Annotated in this window: 16 protein-coding genes; 12 read left to right on the plus strand and 4 right to left on the minus strand. The window is 40.0% G+C overall.

The genetic code is table 11. The annotated features are described in order from the left end of the window. The 5 genes from dnaA (at window position 1) to P2E05_RS00025 (ending at window position 7,848) form a co-directional block, all read left to right on the plus strand. Complete coding sequence (dnaA, locus tag P2E05_RS00005; RefSeq protein ID WP_163860443.1) at window positions 1-1,392, plus strand: chromosomal replication initiator protein DnaA; 1,392 nt, start codon at window positions 1-3, stop codon at window positions 1,390-1,392. 5 nt (window positions 1,393-1,397) lie between these two features. Next, window positions 1,398-2,498, plus strand: a complete 1,101-nt coding sequence (gene dnaN, locus P2E05_RS00010; protein WP_154623501.1) for a DNA polymerase III subunit beta — start codon at window positions 1,398-1,400, stop codon at window positions 2,496-2,498. A gap of 8 nt (window positions 2,499-2,506) precedes the next feature. Next, window positions 2,507-3,601 (plus strand): DNA replication/repair protein RecF, encoded by a 1,095-nt coding sequence (gene recF / locus P2E05_RS00015; protein ID WP_163860444.1) that lies wholly within the window; start codon window positions 2,507-2,509, stop codon window positions 3,599-3,601. A gap of 18 nt (window positions 3,602-3,619) precedes the next feature. Beyond that, window positions 3,620-6,034, plus strand: a complete 2,415-nt coding sequence (gene gyrB, locus P2E05_RS00020; protein WP_154623499.1) for a DNA topoisomerase (ATP-hydrolyzing) subunit B — start codon at window positions 3,620-3,622, stop codon at window positions 6,032-6,034. A gap of 224 nt (window positions 6,035-6,258) precedes the next feature. Continuing rightward, entirely contained in the window at window positions 6,259-7,848 is a 1,590-nt protein-coding gene (locus tag P2E05_RS00025; protein ID WP_154623498.1) for a phosphoethanolamine transferase, read from the plus strand. A gap of 42 nt (window positions 7,849-7,890) precedes the next feature. On the opposite strand, the gene P2E05_RS00030 is transcribed toward P2E05_RS00025, so the two are convergent. Beyond that, the gene (locus P2E05_RS00030) at window positions 7,891-8,346 is read right to left on the minus strand and encodes a MarR family winged helix-turn-helix transcriptional regulator (protein ID WP_154623497.1); all 456 of its coding nucleotides are present in this window, start codon (window positions 8,344-8,346) and stop codon (window positions 7,891-7,893) included. Between the two features lie 117 nt (window positions 8,347-8,463). Here P2E05_RS00030 and P2E05_RS00035 point away from each other — a divergent pair, with 117 nt between their 5' ends. Then, a complete protein-coding gene (locus P2E05_RS00035) occupies window positions 8,464-10,281 on the plus strand; it encodes an FUSC family protein (RefSeq protein ID WP_154623496.1) in 1,818 nt (605 codons plus the stop codon). A 47-nt stretch (window positions 10,282-10,328) separates the two neighbouring features. On the opposite strand, the gene asd is transcribed toward P2E05_RS00035, so the two are convergent. After that, entirely contained in the window at window positions 10,329-11,435 is a 1,107-nt protein-coding gene (gene asd / locus P2E05_RS00040) for an aspartate-semialdehyde dehydrogenase (RefSeq protein WP_154623495.1), read from the minus strand. 420 nt (window positions 11,436-11,855) lie between these two features. Here asd and P2E05_RS00045 point away from each other — a divergent pair, with 420 nt between their 5' ends. Further along, window positions 11,856-13,046 carry an MdtL family multidrug efflux MFS transporter gene (locus P2E05_RS00045; RefSeq protein ID WP_154623494.1) on the plus strand — a complete coding sequence of 397 codons (1,191 nt, stop codon included), beginning with the start codon at window positions 11,856-11,858 and terminating at the stop codon, window positions 13,044-13,046. Between the two features lie 193 nt (window positions 13,047-13,239). Here P2E05_RS00045 and ykgO read toward each other — a convergent pair whose 3' ends face one another. Together ykgO and P2E05_RS00055 are read right to left on the minus strand one after the other, a co-directional pair. Then, window positions 13,240-13,380: a type B 50S ribosomal protein L36 gene (gene ykgO, locus P2E05_RS00050; protein ID WP_154623493.1), complete on the minus strand. Its 141-nt coding sequence runs from the start codon at window positions 13,378-13,380 to the stop codon at window positions 13,240-13,242. Between the two features lie 2 nt (window positions 13,381-13,382). Then, a complete protein-coding gene (locus P2E05_RS00055) occupies window positions 13,383-13,643 on the minus strand; it encodes a type B 50S ribosomal protein L31 (protein WP_163860447.1) in 261 nt (86 codons plus the stop codon). A 546-nt stretch (window positions 13,644-14,189) separates the two neighbouring features. On the opposite strand from P2E05_RS00055, the gene nagK reads away from it, so the two are divergent. The 5 genes from nagK (at window position 14,190) to P2E05_RS00080 (ending at window position 21,654) form a co-directional block, all read left to right on the plus strand. After that, window positions 14,190-15,101 carry an N-acetylglucosamine kinase gene (nagK, locus tag P2E05_RS00060; protein ID WP_154623491.1) on the plus strand — a complete coding sequence of 304 codons (912 nt, stop codon included), beginning with the start codon at window positions 14,190-14,192 and terminating at the stop codon, window positions 15,099-15,101. A 1,062-nt stretch (window positions 15,102-16,163) separates the two neighbouring features. Continuing rightward, window positions 16,164-17,237, plus strand: a complete 1,074-nt coding sequence (locus P2E05_RS00065) for an HBL/NHE enterotoxin family protein (protein WP_230085790.1) — start codon at window positions 16,164-16,166, stop codon at window positions 17,235-17,237. 72 nt (window positions 17,238-17,309) lie between these two features. Then, the gene (locus P2E05_RS00070) at window positions 17,310-17,912 is read left to right on the plus strand and encodes a hypothetical protein (protein ID WP_272657976.1); all 603 of its coding nucleotides are present in this window, start codon (window positions 17,310-17,312) and stop codon (window positions 17,910-17,912) included. An 845-nt stretch (window positions 17,913-18,757) separates the two neighbouring features. Beyond that, the gene (locus P2E05_RS00075; protein WP_154622059.1) at window positions 18,758-19,396 is read left to right on the plus strand and encodes an OB-fold-containig protein; all 639 of its coding nucleotides are present in this window, start codon (window positions 18,758-18,760) and stop codon (window positions 19,394-19,396) included. A 59-nt stretch (window positions 19,397-19,455) separates the two neighbouring features. Continuing rightward, window positions 19,456-21,654, plus strand: a complete 2,199-nt coding sequence (locus P2E05_RS00080) for a hypothetical protein (protein ID WP_154622058.1) — start codon at window positions 19,456-19,458, stop codon at window positions 21,652-21,654. Window positions 21,655-21,799 lie beyond the last annotated feature (145 nt).

Consider the following 21,799-nt stretch of genomic DNA (forward strand, 5'->3'; position numbering starts at 1 on the left):
GTGTCACTTTCGCTTTGGCAGCAATGTCTTGCCCGATTGCAGGATGAACTACCTGCCACAGAATTCAGTATGTGGATACGCCCTCTTCAAGCTGAATTAAACGATAATACACTGGCACTTTATGCCCCGAATCGTTTTGTCCTTGATTGGGTAAGAGATAAGTACATCAATAATATCAATGAATTATTGAATGACTTTTGTGGTACTGATGCACCAGTACTACGTTTTGAAGTGGGGAGCAAACCAATAACGACTCCTCCAGCGAGTACGCAATCTCGCCATGCTCATGAAGTGCCTGCGATTGCCATTCCATCGGCACCTGTGAAACCAAGTTGGGACAACTCAACCAAAGCACAGCCTGATGTCGCCTATCGCTCAAATGTGAATCCAAAACACACATTTGATAACTTTGTTGAGGGTAAATCAAACCAACTCGCTCGCGCTGCTGCGAGGCAAGTAGCTGAAAATCCCGGCGGAGCCTATAACCCTTTATTTCTTTATGGGGGAACGGGTTTAGGTAAAACGCACTTATTACACGCCGTTGGTAATAGCATCATGCAACACAAAGCAAATGCGCGCGTGGTGTATATGCATTCTGAACGTTTTGTTCAAGATATGGTCAAAGCTTTACAAAACAATGCGATTGAAGAGTTCAAACGCTATTACCGTTCTGTCGATGCATTGCTTATCGATGACATCCAATTTTTTGCGAACAAAGAGCGTTCTCAGGAAGAATTTTTCCATACCTTCAACGCATTACTAGAAGGTAATCAACAAATTATTTTAACTTCCGATCGCTACCCTAAAGAAATCAACGGGGTCGAAGATCGTTTAAAATCGCGTTTTGGCTGGGGGCTAACTGTCGCCATTGAGCCACCAGAGCTAGAAACTCGAGTCGCGATTTTGATGAAAAAAGCCGATGAGAATGAGATCCAACTTCCAGGAGAAGTGGCCTTTTTTATCGCAAAACGCTTACGTTCCAACGTTCGTGAGTTGGAAGGGGCGCTAAACCGTGTTATTGCAAATGCAAACTTTACAGGCCGCGCCATCACCATCGATTTTGTACGTGAAGCGCTGCGAGATTTACTAGCACTACAAGAAAAACTGGTAACTATTGATAACATTCAGAAAACTGTCGCTGAATATTACAAAATAAAGGTTGCAGATTTACTTTCTAAACGCCGTTCCCGTTCTGTCGCTCGCCCGCGTCAGATGGCAATGGCACTGGCGAAAGAACTGACGAATCATAGTTTGCCTGAAATCGGGGATGCCTTTGGTGGCCGTGATCATACAACGGTATTGCATGCTTGCCGTAAAATTGAACAATTACGGGAAGAAAGCCATGACATCAAAGAGGATTTTTCTAATTTAATCAGAACTTTATCATCTTAATTGCTATGAAATTTACTATTGAACGCGAGCAGTTATTAAAACCGTTACAACAGGTTAGTGGTCCATTAGGCGGGCGTCCAACGCTACCTATTTTGGGCAACCTTCTCTTACAAGTTAAAGAAGGTGCTTTGCTATTGACGGGAACCGACTTAGAAATGGAGATGATGGCCAATGTTCCTTTAACACAGGAACATGACGTTGGAGCAACAACCGTTCCAGCACGCAAGTTTTTTGATATCTGGCGTGGGCTACCTGAAGGTTCTGAAATTCGAGTCGAACTTGATGACGACAGATTGCTCGTTCGCTCTGGACGTAGCCGTTTTTCACTGTCAACCTTACCGGCGACCGATTTCCCAAATTTAGATGATTGGCAAAGTGAAGTTGAGTTTTCACTTCCACAGTCAATCCTTAAGCGCTTAATTGAAGCAACCCAGTTTTCAATGGCACACCAAGATGTTCGTTATTACCTCAACGGCATGCTATTTGAAACAGAAGGTCAACTTTTAAGAACCGTTTCTACCGACGGTCACCGCCTTGCCGTCTGTGCCATGGATATCGGACAAGACTTACCTTCTCATTCAGTCATTGTGCCGCGTAAAGGGGTGATTGAATTAATGCGCCTGTTAGATGGCGGCGATTCTCCGGTACAATTACAGATTGGTAGCAATAATATTCGCGCGCATGTCGGTGACTTTATTTTCACGTCAAAACTCGTTGATGGCCGGTTCCCTGATTATCGCCGTGTACTGCCGAAAAACCCAGACAAAACATTAGAAGCTCGCTGTGATTTACTCAAACAAGCGTTCTCACGTGCAGCGATTCTATCCAATGAAAAGTTCCGTGGTGTTCGTTTGTATTTCAGTGAAAATCAACTTCGCATTACCGCGAACAACCCTGAGCAGGAAGAAGCGGAAGAGATTGTTGATGTGAGCTATCAAGGCACAGAAATGGAAATCGGTTTTAACGTGAGCTACATCTTAGATGTCCTCAATGCGCTGAAAAGTGAAAATGTCACTCTGTTTTTAACCGATGCCGTGTCGAGTGTTCAAATTGAAGACTCCGCCAGCAACGCAGCGGTTTATGTCGTCATGCCAATGCGCTTGTAATTATTTTTATGATACTTTCGCGTTTATTGATCCGCGATTTTCGTAATATTGAAGATGCCGATCTCACTTTAGCTAATGGATTCAATTTTTTAATCGGTCCTAATGGCAGCGGTAAAACCAGTGTACTGGAAGCGATATACACGTTAGGCCATGGTCGTGCATTTCGCAGTATTCAAGCGAACCGCGTCATTCGTCATGAACAAGCGCAATTTATCCTACATGGGAAATTAGGCCATCTTGATGAATCACGCAAAGAACTGTCACTCGGTTTAAGTAAAAATCGTGAAGGTGACAGCAAAGTCAGAATTGACGGGACAGATGGTCATAAAATTGCAGAGCTAGCAAAACTGCTGCCAATGCAATTAATTACCCCTGAAGGGTTTACGTTGCTAAATGGTGGACCTAAGTATCGGCGAGCCTTTATCGATTGGGGGTGTTTTCATAATGAACCCTTGTTTTTTTCCGTTTGGTCAGACTTAAAACGGTTATTAAAACAACGTAATGCCGCTTTACGGCAAGTTAGCCATTATGAACAAATACGCCATTGGGATAAGCAGTTAGCTCCCCTTGCAGAGCAAATTAGCCGATGGCGGGATGAATATATTGCAGGTATTGCGGAGAATATTGAGCAAACTTGCCAACAGTTTTTGCCTGAATTTGTTTTATCGGTCTCTTTTCAACGCGGTTGGGATAAAGAAACCGATTATTCAGAGCTATTAGAGCGCCAATTTGAGCGCGATAAAGCGTTAACCTATACCGCGTCAGGGCCACATAAAGCAGATTTACGGATCAGGGCAAATGGAACCCCTGTGGAAGATATGCTTTCACGCGGTCAGTTAAAACTTTTAATGTGCGCATTAAGGTTAGCGCAGGGTGAGTTTTTCACCCGACAGAACGGGCAAAGATGCCTGTATCTACTGGATGATTTTGCCTCGGAACTTGATTCGGGCCGTCGTCAATTATTAGCGGCTCGACTCAAGGCTACGCAAGCTCAGGTATTTGTTAGCGCAATAACACCTGAGCAAGTTAAAGACATGATTGATGTAAATAGCAAGATGTTTAGCGTAGAACGTGGCAAAATAGAAGTTAAACCACAGGAATAAATATAGCGGGAAACGTTGATGTCGAATACATATGACTCCTCAAGTATCAAGGTATTAAAAGGGCTGGATGCCGTGCGTAAGCGCCCAGGCATGTATATCGGTGATACCGACGATGGTACAGGTCTTCATCACATGGTCTTCGAGGTTGTCGACAACGCTATCGACGAAGCCCTCGCCGGCTTTTGTGACGACATCGTGATCACAATCCATGCTGATAACTCTGTCTCTGTTCAAGATGATGGTCGTGGTATTCCAACAGGTATCCATGAGGAAGAGGGAGTATCAGCAGCAGAAGTTATCATGACAGTTCTGCATGCAGGCGGGAAATTTGACGATAACTCCTATAAAGTCTCCGGCGGTCTGCACGGGGTTGGGGTTTCTGTTGTTAACGCCTTATCCGAAAAATTAGAGCTGACTATCCGCCGTGATGGTAAAGTTCACGAACAAACCTATAGCCATGGTGAGCCACAAGGCCCATTAACCGTGGTTGGTGAAACGGAGCAAACCGGAACACGTGTCCGTTTCTGGCCAAGTATGGATACCTTTAAAGGTGTCACTGAATTTGAATACGATGTTTTAGCGAAACGTCTGCGTGAGCTATCATTCTTAAACTCAGGTGTATCAATCAAACTCATTGATAAACGTGATGGCAAAGAAGATCATTTCCACTATGAAGGCGGTATCAAAGCTTTTGTTGAATATTTAAGCCGCAACAAAACCCCTATTCACCCATCCGTATTTTATTTCTCGACTGAAAAAGACGGCATTGGTGTTGAAATTGCCATGCAGTGGAATGATGGTTTCCAAGAGAATGTTTATTGCTACACCAACAACATTCCTCAGCGTGATGGTGGTACTCACCTTGCAGGCTTCCGTGCTTCAATGACACGTACGCTGAACAACTATATGGATAAAGAAGGCTATCAGAAAAAAGCCAAAGTCAGTGCAACGGGTGATGATGCTCGTGAAGGTTTGATCGCGGTTATCTCTGTAAAAGTGCCTGATCCTAAGTTCTCATCACAAACAAAAGAAAAACTCGTCTCTTCAGAAGTTAAAACCGCTGTTGAAACGATGATGAACGAACGTTTTGTCGAATATCTTTTGGAAAATCCAAATGATGCCAAAATCGTTGTGGGTAAAATCATTGATGCGGCCCGTGCTCGCGAAGCTGCTCGTAAAGCACGTGAAATGACTCGCCGTAAAGGCGCATTAGATTTAGCGGGTTTACCGGGTAAATTGGCAGACTGCCAAGAACGTGACCCTGCACTTTCTGAACTTTACCTTGTGGAAGGGGACTCAGCGGGCGGCTCTGCAAAACAAGGCCGTAACCGTAAGAACCAAGCGATTTTACCTCTGAAAGGTAAAATTCTGAACGTCGAAAAAGCGCGTTTTGATAAGATGTTGTCTTCACAAGAAGTGGCTACGCTAATCACTGCATTAGGTTGTGGTATTGGTCGTGACGAATACAACCCAGATAAACTACGCTATCACAGCATCATCATTATGACGGATGCTGACGTTGATGGTTCACACATACGTACCCTGTTATTAACCTTCTTCTATCGTCAAATGCCTGAAATTGTTGAACGCGGTCATGTTTATATCGCTCAGCCACCACTGTATAAAGTGAAGAAAGGCAAACAAGAGCAGTATATCAAAGACGATGAAGCGATGGATGAGTACCTGATTTCGATTGCGCTTGATGGTGCTGCTCTACATTTAAGTGCTGATGCACCGGCAATGAAGGGTGAAGAGCTAGAAAAACTGGTGGTTGAATACAATGCCGCGCATAAAATTATCCGCCGCCTTGAACGCCTCTATCCACAAGCTCTGCTGAATAGTTTGGTATATCACTCAACATTGACAGAAGATGCGCTGAAAAACAAAGAACAAGTTGAAGAGTGGGCGAAAACATTAGTTCAACGTTTAGAAGAAAATGAACAGCTTGGTAGTACTTATAGCTATTTCATTAAAGAAAACCGTGAACGCCAGTTGTTTGAACCGACTATTCGTATTCGCACCCACGGTGTCGATACCGACTATAATCTGGACTTTGACTTTGTTCATGGCAGTGAGTACCGTCGTATCACGCATTTAGGTGATATGATCGCCGATTTAGTAGAAGAAGGCGCTTACATCGAGCGTGGCGAACGTCGTCAGAATATCAACAACTTTGAAGAAGCATTAGCATGGTTGAGTCGTGAATCACGCCGTGGACTTTCTGTACAGCGCTATAAAGGTCTTGGTGAGATGAACCCAGAGCAACTGTGGGAAACAACCATGGATCCAAATACACGCCGTATGATGCGTGTGACCGTAAAAGATGCGATTGCCACTGACTTGCTGTTTACCACATTAATGGGCGATGCTGTTGAGCCACGCCGTGCCTTTATCGAAGAGAATGCTCTGAAAGCGGCGAATATTGATATTTAATTACCGCCGATAAAAAATGTTATAAAACAGAAAACCTCGTGTAAAAACATGGGGTTTTCTTTTTTTATGACTTAACATAACGCTAGTTTACAGTTTTTTACCCCCTCAATATTAATTACACACGCATTTTTTATGTTATAAACGCTTAACACATACCTAATTAACTAAAAGTAATACCTATTGGAATTTTTATTAAGCAAGGTATCTAGAACACTATTATTATTATGCGTTTATTTATCATTTTAGTTTATTTTTTACTGATCTCCGCTATCCCTGCATTATTGAGTGGTGATATTAGTTTACTTTCCAAGCTAGCTATTACGGTAACTGGCACCCTAATTATGTTACTGTGCGCAGGGAGCTATAAAACGCTAGTGGGTAAAATTGCCACCGTGTTTGTTGCCTTTTTATGGGCGCTCAATCTCTCGGTTTCTTTTTTCTTTTACCAAAAACATGACATCCGCTTTTCCTCATCAATAGCCGAAACCTTTATCAATACAAATAGCAGTGAAACAGTCGGTATGCTTTCCTACAATAAATACTACGTACTGTTTTATCTTGTTGTGTTTACTGTTTATTTTCTCAGTATTCATAAGTGTGCTAAATACCTTAATCGTAAGGTCACTTTAGCTAGTTTTGGCCTATTCTGCGTCTATCTTGCGGCAGTTCCCGCCTATTATTCTGCATTATTCGCAAAACAAGATAGCTACCTACTGTTAGGGGAGCAATACCTCTCCCATACGCCTTTTTATAACGCCTCGGCACTGATTAGGAATCTCTATGAAAATCGAGGTATTAGAAAAATATCTAGCCATGTCGTTAAATATCAATATGATAAAAAACAACCTGATGCCGATATTTATGTGCTCATCATTGGTGAATCAGTACGTCGTGACCACCTTAGCCTTTATGGTTATGAATACGACACCACGCCGAACCTCAATCGACGTAAACAACAAATGTTAGTGTTTCAACAAGCCTACTCCCCTGCACCAGTCACCATCTTATCGGTTCCTGTATCGCTTTCTAATATCAGTTTTTCGCAAATGCAGGATAAGCAACATTATGCAGATAACATTATTGCCTTAGCTAACCATGCTGGTTTTGAAACCTATTGGATTAGTAATCAAGGTAAGACAAATAAAAAAACCAGTGTCATTTCTTCCATTGCCAGTATGGCAAAACACAAAAAATGGAATGAATTCGTCGGTTACGATGAAGAAATTTTGGATTATGTTGAGCACGCGATAAACACTGAGCTGGATGATTCTAAAAAGAAAAAACTGATAGTACTACACACCTATGGTAGCCATGAGCCATCCTGTAACCGCTTCCCTGAAGAAGAATATCAGGCATTCAGTGAGCAAGAGGATGATAATTGTTATGACAGCTCTATCGCCTATACCGATAAATTTATCGATAAAATTCTACAGCAGCTGGAAGGAAAATCAGCTTCGGTGATGTATTTTTCTGACCACGCTTTACAACGGTTAGATAGTGATAATCAAATACACTATCACCATGGCGTCAATAGCCCGCGTAGAGAAGCTTATGAAATTCCGCTATTTATATGGTACAGCCCCAATGCCACTAGGCCTGAATTAAATGAGCAGGTTCTACATCAACCATACTCAACAGCGAATAATTATTGGCTAATGAGTGATTGGTTAGGCATACAACAAAAAGCGGCGAAAGCCTGTTTATCTCCCTTACGCCATTGCTACCAACCACAAAAAGAGATCAATATGATCGATGGAAATCGTAATCTATTGAATTTGAAAACATTACCATCTGAGTTATCCTCTCCACAATAAGCATAAATCACTCCCTGTGATGCCATGGGGGAGTGATTGTGCTTAATCTTCACCGAATCGTTCGGGAAAATCTTTAACTGTCATTTCTACGGCATTCTTCGCTAGGCTGTCTAAAAAACCAAATAACTGTTGTGCATTTTGCTCGGTTAAATCAGCCGCCAAGTAATCATTCCATTTGTTTAATTTGTGATTTAACTCATCGACCACTTTGTTTCCCAAAAGGGTCAACGAAATATGATACGCACGTTTATCAACATCACTATTTTTCTTTTCCACCCACTTTTGTTCGAGAAACTTGCTGATCCCTCGCGTGGTGACTGACTTATCAATCACCATCGCTCGCGATATTTGCTCAAGCGTAGATTCATCATATTGTTGAATATGAAGTAACATCAAACACTCGATGGCATTAAGCCCATAAGGCTCCCCCATCCATTTCATATAACGGTGAGCCGCACGACTGATGATCCCAAAAACACGAGCTTGGTCTGTACGCATAAACACCTCATTAGTTGATTTTATCAACTATTTAGTTGATAATTCGCTATCCATTTAGTTGATATTATCAACTAATCTTATTATTCACACGCAGATATTACTCATATTCAATACTTTATGTCACATAATAATGCCTTATTGCAGCGTTTAGGGTTTAGCCCAGATCGTTTACGTTTTGCCACAATTACGGCTTGTGCCTCCATTATTGCGCTATTTATCGCACAATATTTTCAGCTCGTTCATCCGCAGTGGGCGGCAATGACAGTATGGGCATCGGCGCAACCTTGGCGTGAAAACCTACTCGAAAAGAGTTGGTGGCGTTTTGCTGGCACCGTCAGTGGTGTACTCGCGGGCGTATTGCTTATTTATCTGCATATGCTTCATCCCCTCTTGTTTATCCTTGGGCTTGCCGTCTGGTTAGGCGCATGTAGTGGCATTGGCCAATTACAAAAAGGATTCGTTGCCTATGGTACGCTACTTGCAGGCTATTCAGCCGTCATGGTGAGTATGCTTAGCGTACATGATACCAATAATATTTTTATGGTCGCATGGGATAGATTTTGGACAATCCTGGTCGGTGTGCTATCTGCCGTTATTTTTAATTACCTGTTTACCCCTAAGCGAGATCAAGCACCAGCAACCGTGCTAAAAAATCAAATTGACCAACGATTTTATGCCGTTTTGCATCATGCATTAAATAAAAAAGAGTCGGTTAAACAAGAGGATATTGACACGTTATGGCAACAAATTGCCAGTTATGATGAGTTGCTTGAAGCAAATCGTATTGGTTGGCGTTACCATCGAAAACAGGTGGTTCAGGCTCGACAACGATTAATAGCACAAAGCCAAATATTACTTCATCTCGCCCAATTTAGATCCATTGCAGCATTCCCTTTTCCTGAACATGAGCCTTCAGAAAAAGAATGGAAACATTTACTGTTCCTTTGCCCTAACGGTCCATTAAAAAGTCTTTTAATCACGCTTTATTACGCCATTAAAGGCACATCCATCAAAAGAGTTAGCCGCATCGATAAGTTAAAACTACATCAAGACAAAATATCGGCATGGCATGCCTTCACGCGTTCATTTATCACCATTGGAGTGGTTGGGGTACTTTGGTCACTCACGCAATGGCAAACACTCGCTTATCTCACTCTAGGGCTCTCCGTGATGTTAACCATATTTGCCTCATTCGATTACCCTGATAGGTTTATGAAAAATGTCTTTATGGGGCAATTTTTAGGTGCTGTTGCGGCATTAATCTGTACTTGGTTCCTATGGCCCTTTGCAAATTCATCGTGGCAGATGGCCTTATTCATTATCCCTGTTATCGTTAGCGGTATTTTAGTTTTTGCTCACAGTCGACTGATTTTTATCGCTTTTGACTACATCATGGTGTCCTTGATTTTACTGCAACCAAGCTACCCATTTTCCCTCTCGTTACCAACAAGTATCGGGAATGCAATAGCCATTGTTTGCGGCCCTCTGGTTGCTATGGCGGCGTTTATGTGGATCTACCCTACTAATCCGCAAAAACGATACCAGCACCTACTCAGGCTCGCACATCGGCAATTTAAGCAGGGTATTTTACAACTTGCTCAGGGTAATAAGCCGTCAACGACTCGAATAATGCACCGTTTATTAAATGGATTAGCACTCGCCAAAAAAAGTGAGTTTCCCTTTAAGTCGACCCTTGAATTTTTCGAAATAAGACATGGCATTTGGTTAGTTTTATTAATGCTATATAAGCAGTTTTCACATAATCCATCGAAAAAACGCGCATTAAATGTATTAGTATTTCGTCTACAACACGACAAAATAACCCCATACAATATCGAACGCATTATGCAGCGATTACAACGCAACGAAAATTCAAATAGAGTGGTGTTGTTACACCGCTATTTAAATAAATTATCTGCGGAAAAGATAAGCTAGCTGCACCTCAACGCTGAGGTTTCAGGTGCAGCGATAATTGAATGCATTTACAGCAAAATATTTAACATACGACGCAGTGGCTCTGCTGCTCCCCACAATAGTTGGTCACCAACAGTGAAGGCTGACAGGTATTCAGGCCCCATATTCAATTTACGAAGACGACCAACAGGTGTACTTAATGTACCTGTTACCGCCGCTGGAGTAAGTTCACGCATAGTGATTTCACGATCATTAGGGACGACTTTGACCCACTCATTATGCGATGCCAGTAGCTGCTCAATCTCATTAAGTGCAATATCTTTTTTGAGTTTTAGTGTGAATGCTTGGCTATGGCAACGCAGTGCACCAACACGAACACAAAGCCCATCAACAGGAATAATATTGTTACCTGTCGCCAAAATTTTATTGGTTTCTGCTTGGCCTTTCCATTCTTCGCGGCTTTGGCCATTTTCGAGTGCTTTATCAATCCATGGGATCAAACTACCGGCTAAAGGTACCCCAAACGCATCGGCTGGCATCGCGCCGCTGCGTGTAAAGTCTGTCACTTTTTTCTCGATATCTAAGATAGCGGATGCTGGGTCTTGTAGCTCTTTAGCAACTTGAGTATGCAAAGCGCCCATTTGTATCAATAATTCGCGCATGTTACGTGCACCAGCACCTGACGCGGCTTGATAAGTTGCTACAGAAGCCCATTCAACTAAATTATGAGTAAATAAGCCGCCTAATGACATGAGCATTAGACTGACGGTACAGTTACCGCCAACAAAGGTTTTGATCCCTTTATTCAAACCGTCTTGGATATGTTGTTGGTTGACCGGATCAAGAATGATGATCGCATCATCTTTCATACGTAATGCTGAAGCAGCATCAATCCAATAGCCATCCCAACCTGCCGCGCGCAATTTAGGATAGATATCATTGGTATAATCACCGCCTTGACAACTAATAATGATATCTAACGCTTTTAATGCATCAATATCATTGGCATCTTGTAGTGTACCGCGATGACCGCCATACGCTGGAGCTTCTGCACCATGCTGAGAAGTGGTAAAAAATACAGGATGAATTGCGTTAAAATCACCTTCTTCTACCATTCTTTGCATTAAAACTGAACCGACCATGCCCCGCCAGCCGACAAATCCTACATTTTTCATTGTGTTCACCCTGTCCATTTAAACATTTTTACCCAAATAAATTTCGAGATCCCCTGTATCCCTTCTTTCTTTATTCACAGAAATTAGAAATTCATTAGGTACATTAAAGCTGACAAAATATGAACCAGTGTGCAAGTGAAATTATTCACTAATAATAAGAAGATTAGTAATATCGCTAATATACTTGCCATACGGCCAGGCTTAGAACGACTCACTAAACTCAATATTTGACTTACCTTCTACTTTACTGGCTCTAAATCGTTATCCATATGCCCGCCTGCTACCGAAAAAACCGGCTATTGAGTCGCCTTTTCTTTCCAAAACAACAATAAAAAATGCTTTTTTGTTATTAATTAATATCATGAATGATCACTTTTGATTAAAATCCCCACCTGCTTTTCTCAGGATACTCTTTGCCCTATGATCAAATATGTTCTTTTTAGTTTCTGGATAGTGTTAATTTATCCTTTAGGTGTCGACCTGCATCTAACAGGTATTCCGCTCATCGCCGCAGACCTACAAGCAACTGAAAGCCAGTTGCATATGGCCTTCTCTATTTATCTCGCGGGGATGGCATCAACAATGTTAATTGCTGGCTGGTGCGCCGATCATATTGGGCGTAAACCTGTTGTTCTGGTGGGTGCCATGATATTTGCGGCCTCATCCATCATGGCTGGCACATCCACTACCGCTAATTTCTTTTTGATTGCTCGTTTTTTACAGGGAATTGGGGCGGGATTCTGCTATGTAGTCACCTTCGCCATATTACGCGATGTATTATCGGCAAGAGTACGTACTAAGGTACTCGCGATGATGAATGGGATTACTTGCATTGCGCCAGTACTTGCCCCTGTTATCGGTTTTGCCATTTTACTCTTTTACCACTGGTCAGTGATGTTTTACTTTATGGCTGCCTACGCGGTCGTCAGTATTTTGTTTTGCCTTATCGGTATTAAAGAAACCAAACCGGTCATCAATAAAAATCAGCACAATGACACGCTAGCAACCTCCGCCGCAGAGGAACGTTTTCTTAATAGCTTCTTTTTGACTCGCTTGATCATTTCCTGTTTCGGTATTGCGGTGATTTTAACCTATGTTAATGTCTCCCCAATCATTTTGATGGGTAACTTAGGCTTTACAACGGGGCAATTTTCTACGGCAATGACACTACTGGCGATGCTGAGCATGGCAACATCATTTTCCATGCCAAAGCTGATTTCTTTATTTAAGAGCCAATCACTTATTTATACTGCCCTCAGTTTATTTTTAGTCAATGCGCTGATTTTGCTGTCCTACTTATCAGGCATTGAACATATTGCGCTGCTATTTGTTGTGTTTGGTTTTTGCGGTGTAGGCTTTTCAATGTTATTTGGCATTATTATGAGCCAAGCGCTCTCACCCTATTCAAGGAAAGCGGGTATCGCCAGTTCTATTCTCGGTATTTCACAACTGAGCTTTGCTTCTCTTTATATCTGGATTATGGGTTGGATTGGCGTACAGTCCATGCATATGCTGTTGATCATTTTATTAGCGGCGGGTCTTATCAGTATGATATTACTAAGAATATCAGCCCAATCAAGTTTGAAAACTGCAACGATAGAGTCAATATAGCCCCTTTAATCGATAAAAAATAACCATCGCGGCACAGGACTGCGCGATGGTTCAGGAAAACGGAAGCAAGTTCAATAGCCACTCACTGTTCTTCCATAAACACATTATTCAAATTTCCCATCGACTTTTACGCCAATTTATTAACGTATTGATGATTTATTCCGTTGTGAACATCCCTGGCATTTAAGGCAAATCAGCGTTTTTTCTTACAACCTTGGACAGCTTTAAAACGTGGGTTGGTTTTACAAATAACATAGACACGGCCACGTCGGCGTACGATTTGACAATCAGGATGGCGCTGTTTCGCCGTTTTTAATGAACTCAACACCTTCATGATTATTTTTCCTCTTTTGACAAGAAGCGAGCAAAACGTTTTTGGAACTGTGCCGTTTTCCCTTCTTGTGAAATCATTTTTTGTTTACCTGTATAAAACGGATGTGATTGTGAAGAGACATCCAGCGTGACATAAGGATAGGTTTCCCCTTCAAATTCAATGATTTTTTCCGTTTTAATCGTCGAACCTACTTTAAAATAGGCATCAGCACTTGTGTCGTGAAATACAACAGTTCGATATTGTGGATGGATACCGTCTTTCATCTTAATACACCATTTGTTATGTTATAATATAACAATATTAAATTTAAAATGATGATGCAACCTTTTTGTGAAAAAGAAAACGCATCAACGAATCAATTACTTGTTTTCGTTAGAAAATAGCCACAGATAAACCGTCTTCTTTATTTTGCATATTGAGTATTTATCCTGTTAATGCAGCAGTGAGTTGCTTAATAGGGTTACCGACGGAGAATATGAAGTTATTCAGCTAACAACAAATAAAGTTCAATCGAGAGAAATCGTTCTTTTTGGCTTATTGGTGATGACGTATGTCCATACAAGAAGAACATCATTGATAGGTAAGCGAGAAAACGGTGGATTCGAACATGCCTCTTCCACATTCACCGTAGAGAAATGAGCATATCCATCGCACCTAGCATTTCAATCCCCGTAAAAAATAAAGATCAAAACGCTAATTCCCCCTATCAAGAACTTTTGTATAATTAGGCAAACACACACTATTCATTTATTATTTATCAAATAGATACAGTAGTATTAATGATGAATTAACCACAAAGGGATAACAAAATGTATTACGGCTTTGATATGGGCGGTACTAAAATTGAACTTGCTGTGTTTGATGAGTCACTCAACCCTATTTGGCAAAAACGTGTGCCGACACCTAAAGAAGATTATCAAGCTCTTTTACATGTCTTCCAAAGTCTTACTGAAGAGGCCGATGCAAAATTTGCTTGTCATGGAAAAATAGGCGTCGGCGTGCCAGGTATTGTGAATCATGCCAAAGGAACGGTGTTTACCACTAACGTTCCCGCAGCGCAGTACCAACCTTTGATACAGGACTTAGCGAATACCTTACAGCGCCCAGTCAAAGTCGAAAATGATGCTAATTGCTTTGCACTTTCAGAAGCTTGGGCCCCCGATTTCACTCGTTATCCTACCGTACTCGGCCTAATATTAGGCACCGGTGTTGGTGGTGGTTTCGTTACGCAAGGTAAAGTACTTTCAGGAAAAAATGGTATTGCAGGTGAAATTGGTCATATGAATATTTCACTGCAAGGCGCTCGACGCCTCGGTGATAGTGTTCCTGAAATAACTTGTGGTTGTGGAAAGAAGGCTTGCTTTGAAACCTATTTGTCCGGCCCAGGTTTTGAGCGAATTTATGCTTCTTTTACTGGTGAAAAAAAATCAGCCATCGAAATCATTCAGCTTTATCAGCAAGGTGATGTTGCCGCTAAACAGCATGTTGAACGTTATATTGATCTATTAGGTATGTTTTTAGGCCAAGTATTAACGGTTCTTGATCCTGATTTAGTCGTGATTGGTGGTGGCTTATCTCAATTTGATGGTATTTATCAGTTATTACCCGATGTACTTCCACAATACTTATATGGCATCGCTAATCTGCCTGCGATTGAAAAGGCGCGATATGGCGATTCAGGGGGAGCAAGAGGCGCTGCTTGTTTAAACTTACGCGATTAATGATATTCAAAAATAGCCTATTTTTCTTATACTAAAAAAACTGAAGCAGCGCTAAATACATCGTGTCTCTTTTCGTTGTTTCAGTTTTTTAAATAGCGAGATCGGGAACCAAAATACCGTAAAACACCCCATTTTAATGTTCAAAAAGAGGTTCACCCATTCACATTTGGCCTTGTTATTTTTAACAGCGCCTAGACAAATATTCCAAATCTATCAATAGATAGATTGATTAATAGATAGATTGATTAAATATTCATTAATGGCAATCTCATCTTTTTTATCAATTGATTATTGTCACCGTTAAAAATGATGTATTGGTTTTTAATTAAACCTCAAACATTAATGTTACATACTGTTTTTATTGGTTTTTTTCGTGTTAATCCCAATAACTAAATTTAAATTAATGATTGAGTTCGTTGACGTTAATCCCTATGAATAACTTAAACATACAGTTAATTATAATATAGCCTCATTTTTAATCAGGCGAAATTTAGCTTAAATAATCAAATAACGCCATAAGTCATCGCCATTTAATAAATTGATAATAGTCCGTTATATTAATAAAAAAGAGGCGTTATCATCCACATATGAGGGAACAACCATTTAAAATGCCCTAACGATTAAACAATAAAACATGACTAACTACATCACTATTTTATTAATTGTTTGATTAGAACACACGACCGTCTCTTACTCATTTTGAATTATAAATAAAGCAAAATAACCATGAATAAATGATTGTTAAGTTTTTTGCCAACTTCATCACAAAAAAATAATTATAATTCATGATTAAATTAAATATGAACTATATGTTTATTATTGCTAGGGCTCATTAAAATTATTAGTGGCCTTAGCAGAACTTATCGGTTATCAGATAAACCAGTCCTTTTAATCTTTAAATACAGAACATCACTTATCAGATATTTTCAAATATCAATTGATTAGTGACTGTGATTATAATGGTAAAAGATAACTCCGATATTATTTAAATAAGCTTTCTGTTTCATCTGATTAATTAAATCATATGAAATAAAGCATCACATTTAATCAATGAGGTATATCATGAACTTTAGTCAATCACCTTTAGTCATCAATAATGCAAATAAAAAACAATCCAGCTCTGACTTGATTGTACAAAGTAGTTGCCGATCCGTTCTGCAACAGCCATTTGTTAATTTCACTAATAATCCATCATTAATTAACTTACAGCAAGATGTCAATTCTGCATTAGGCATAGCAAAAGAAAATTCAAATTATTATCTTGATACTATACAACCAATGATAATTAGTAATATTTCTAGCATTAGTGCTTACTATACCATGCATAATTCAATAGCAACCCAAGTTCCAGCGGGAACAAGTATTTCTGATTGGCTAAATATTTTAAGTGCGATTAGAGATCAATCAAAAACATATGCAAGTGAGGCGCATATCACTAGCACGCTTTTGTCACAATTTAGTCATAAGTTAGATAATAGTGTATCGAGCTTCTATAGTGTTGTTGATAAATTAAACGCCGCTATACTGGGTGATAACGGTGCGCTAGCTCAAAATAGAAATAAATTAATCGATATACAAACACAAATAGCTGTTGATGAGGTAGGTATAACACTTGGTGCGATAAGTATTGTGGGAGGGCTTATATCGATTGTTGTCGGGATTGCAAGTTCCTTTTTTACCGGAGGCGCAACAATTACCATGGTGATAGGTGGGGGAGTGGCAATAGCAACGGGTGTTGCTGGTATTACAGGTGCCACATTAAAACTTAAGGGTGACCTTAAATTAAAAGAGATCTTATTAGTTGAGGATGCTAATTTGAAAAATGAGGTTAGAGTCGCTCAAGCATGTTCAGCTGGAAATGCACAACTGGCAGTGTGTATATCACAAGCAGCTCAATCTTCACTTGATATGTCAAATGCATGGGGTTTTCTCTCTAATGATATAGAGAGCCTTATTAATGATCTAAATATGGGGATTATCAGTGGTGATAAGGTTAGAGAGTTATTCTTATCAAGTGCGAATAACCAAGTTAAGATCGTCTTAAAAGATACTGATATAATTAAATCACAAATGAGTGGTATTGAATATGTCATTAACCCTACAAAGTATACTTATGATTTAATTAATGTTAATTAAAAGTAAGCCCTGAAAATAGCAGTGGAAGTTAATAACATGAAGTAAAATTAACTCAATCATATGGTGAAAAATATGAACATTTTAAGTTATAAAAGCCTAATGTTTAATTATCTAGGTATAATAGGCAAGTACAATAATGCACAATGGAATTTGCCCTTCTATGCCCAAAAAATAATTGTCTCAATTAATAACTCAATGCTTATATGTGAAAAAATTATTGAGCTTTCATCAGCTCAAATCCAAAATTGGATTAACGAACTTAAATCAATATCCAATTTTATAAATATGAATGACATATCGAGTTCTCGTGAAGCATTATCTAAAATGCAACTTGATTCATCTAATGTCATTAATGGTATATTGTTACAAATAAGTGTCCTGAAAGACTGTGTTCATACTATAGAAGACATCATGTCAACACCTGAAGTTTTCTTTGGAGATCCTGAAATTAGCGAACTAAATGAATTTAAAAATGATGTGATTGGCTTTTTTAATATTGAAGTCAACTTTCAAGTCTATCTATTTGGATTATTGTCGGATTATAAAACGCTAAATAATATCTTTAGCATAAGTATACAACCATACAACTATGAACAATATAATTCGATGTCAGTTGTTAAAGTGCAAACCGAAGCATCATTTGTAAAAGTGAAGGAATTAAGATTGTCACTTTAAGATTTAGGGATCAACGGAGTTTATTGCAAAAGTGCATTAATGTGACGTTATTGCTCATTACTGAGGAGAATAACCATGTCACTGAATGATTTCAAATGGAAGTATTTTGCGCCCTCTATCACCTTTTGGTGTATACGTAACGATGATTCAATATCTCAGAGCTATACCGATGTTAGTGATATTTTGGCTGAACGAGGCGTTTTTTCATCGTTCAGCCATTTATCGCTATTTTATCAACGATACTCCGATAGAAGATGTCAGAGATATCAAGTAAATCTGACCCAGTGATGACCTACTGATAGCGGCGTATAGGTGAACTATTTTCATAATACGAATTAAGTGAAAGATCGCCATCGGTCTATTGGCAAATTGTAGGTAAAAATAGCAATGCTTGATGTGAATTGGCGAACGTCTAGTTAACCATGAAAATGGATCGGCTTACTGGTTTTTTGAGTCCATAGCACACCGCTAATCTCACTTTTTTCCTTTTAATAATCATTTCATTGTTTATCGCTAGAAAAAATATAATCAAAAAAATAACATTATTGTATTAATTAATTTTTCAGACTCTTTTAATCTTACCGCTTCAATAAATTATAATATAATCTTACACATTGCTGTTATGATTCATTATCTTTTATTAACAATTAATGGCAAAATAACCTTTATCTAGCCTGTTTTTATCAGTCATTAATGAAATTGAAAATATTTCATGAATAACTCATAAAAATCAGCCAGATAATAAAGACTAGTCCTATATTGATAATCATTAAATCTAATATGATCAAATTAAAGGTTATAGTCATCACCAAGTTACAACTCTAAATATTATAGCGAGAACAACTATGAGTTTGTTTCTACAAAACTGTCTGGCCTTCCCCGCTGTTCTTTTTAGCGGGTTACTGATTATTGTCATGTTTTATTGGGTTTGTGCTGCTTTTGGGTTGTTAGATATTGATTTATTTAATGTCGATACATCGGTAGATAGCGGAGGTTTTGATGCCACAGGCTTTGCAGGATGGCTGACAAAATTAGGGCTAGCAGGCATTCCTGTCACCATTATTCTCACTCTATTTACACTATTTGGTTGGCTACTGAGCTATTTTAGTGTTCATTGGTTTATCCGATTTATTGATATTACCCTGCTACGCTACCTCGTGGGTTTCGTCGTGTTATTGGTCACGGCCTTTATTTCAATTCATCTTACTGCCTTATGTCTAAAACCATTACGTGAAAAATTAGCTAAATCCTCTTCCCCAAAAAGCGTAAGCCAATTAATAGGCAAGCTTGCAACAGTACGTTCCGGTGATGTAACTGAGCATCGAGGAGAGGCTATTTTAGAAGATGGTGGTGCCGGTTTGATCTTACAAATTCGCGCCGCTTCAACTGAAAACATAAAGCGCGGTGACCGCGTTGTCATTATTCGCTATGACGCTGAGTCACACACTTATGATGTGGTGACTGAAGAAGAATTCCGCCGCTAATAATCAACAATACTGTAATTAGTTAACGACGACATTATCGAAACCCATGGAGAGAAAATATGGAATTGGCTGAACTAATGCCCTTTTTGACCATTGTCGGGGGCATCATCGTAGTCATACTTGGATTTTTTGGGCTATTTAAAGCCTTCTATATCAAAGTTCCACAAGGAACAGCGCTGATTGTTAACGACATGTCGTCACAGCCAAAAGTTCACTTTACTGGTGCTTTAGTTTACCCCGTTATCTACAAAAAAGAGTTTATGAGAATATCTCTCTTAACTTTAGAAGTGGATCGCCGTGGGAAAGATGGCTTGATTTGCCAAGATAATTTACGTGCTGATATTACCGTTGCCTTTTATTTACGCGTAAATGAAACAACGGAAGATGTACTTAAAGTCGCTAAGGCGATTGGTGTTGACCGTGCTTCTGACCATCAAGCCGTAAGCACCTTATTTAGTGCTAAATTCTCAGAAGCACTCAAAACGGTTGGTAAGCAGTTTGAGCTGTCTAAACTTTTTGAAGATAGACAAAACTTCCGTGATCGTATTGTTGATGTTATCGGTAAAGATCTCAATGGCTATGCGCTTGAAGACGTTGCCATCGACTATTTAGAGCAAACACCAAAAGCAGCGCTCGATCCAAATAATATTTTCGATTCCGAAGGTATTCGCAAAATCACTGAAATTACCGCAATCCATAATATTGAAACGAACCAGAAAGAACGTGACCAAGAACTGGCAATTCAAAAGAAAAATGTGGAAACCCGCGAAGCTAGCTTAGCACTTGAGCGTCAACAAGCCGATGCAGAAGCCCGTCAAAAACGTGAAATTGAAAATATTCGAGCGCGTGAACAAGCTGAAACATTACGTGTACAAGAAGAAGAACGCTTAAAAGCAGAACAAGCACGGATTCAAACTCAACAAGAAATTGAAATCCGTGAAGAAAACCGTATGCGTGAAGTTGAAGTTGCTCAACAAAACCGTACCCGTGCTGTCACTATCGAAGAAGAGCGAGTCAAACGCGCTCGTGACCTCGAAATTGTTGCTCGCGAACGTGAAGTTGAACTACAACGCATTGAAAAAGAAAAAGCATTAGAAGAAGAACGCAAGAATATTTCTAATGTCATTCGCGAACGTGTGGTGGTAGAAAAAAGTGTTGCTCAAGAAGAAGAGCGTATTAAAGAAGTTCGTGAAATTTCAGAAGCTGATCGTTTAAGACAAGTCACTGTCATTAACGCTCAAGCAGAAGCGGAAGAATCCTTAGTACGTCAAGTGAAGAAAGCCGAAGCCGACGAGGCAAGTGCTAAACACAAAGCTGAAGAGATCAGTACCATGGCTCAAGCCGAGCTTGAAGCCTCAGCAAAACAAGCAGAAGCCAAAAAACGCTTAGCAGAAGGGATTGAAGCAGAACATGCAGCATTAGGCTTAGCCGAAGCACGAGTACGTCAAGCGGCGGCAGAAGCGGAAGAAAAAGAAGGGTTAGTACAAGCTAACATCACAGCAGAAAAACTCCTTGCCGAAGCGAGAGGCTTAAAAGAAAAAGGCTTAACAGAAGCGCAAGTGAGGGAGGCGATGGCGCTAGCAGAGCAACAACAGGGCTTTGCTGAAGCGAAAATCCTTGAAGAGAAATTAACAGCGCAAGCGCGTGGTGAAGAGCAACAAGCGAATGCGAAAGAGAAATTAGGTCTGGCGGATGCAAAAGTACTTGAAGAAAAACTGGCCGCACAAGCTCGCGGTGAAGGCCAATTAGGTGCTGCACAAGCCGAAGTCATTCGTCAGCGTCTAAAAGCAGAAGCTGATGGCTTGACGGATAAGTTCCAATCTATGGATCACCTCAGTGATACAGCTCGCGCCCACGAAGAATTCCGTATGCGTCTTGAGAAAGAGTTTGAACAATCTATGGCTTCAATTGCCGCAAATAAAGAAATTGCTCGCGAACAAGCCGATGTACTGGCAGCAGCCTTAACCAAGACAAATATCGAAATTGTTGGCGGAGATGGTAGCTTCTTTAATACCTTCTCTAAAGCACTTAGCTTAGGCAAAGCCGTTGATGGCTTTATGGATAAAAGCAGTTTTGCGAAGGAGAGTGTCGAAAAGCTGATCAACCGTAAAGACGATAAAAAAATCGACATCGCCGCTTTGCTAAAAAACCCAGAGGTTCAAGATCTGATTAATGGGTTTATGGCTGCAAAAGGTGCAGGTCAACAGGTAAAAACTGTCACAGCAAAACCTGAAAACCAAAGCGATAATCAACTCTAATTAAGATGATAATTCAAAGGCATATACTATATCCTTTAGGTAACAAGTCATGTTGTTGATGTCGATGTAAAAGGTAGCCCAAGAACTTAGACATTTAAGTGACTTGGGCCACTAAATACAAATACATCAACCTTATATTGGCTTG

The sequence above is a fragment of the Providencia stuartii genome, assembly GCF_029277985.1.
Taxonomy (GTDB): domain Bacteria; phylum Pseudomonadota; class Gammaproteobacteria; order Enterobacterales; family Enterobacteriaceae; genus Providencia; species Providencia zhejiangensis.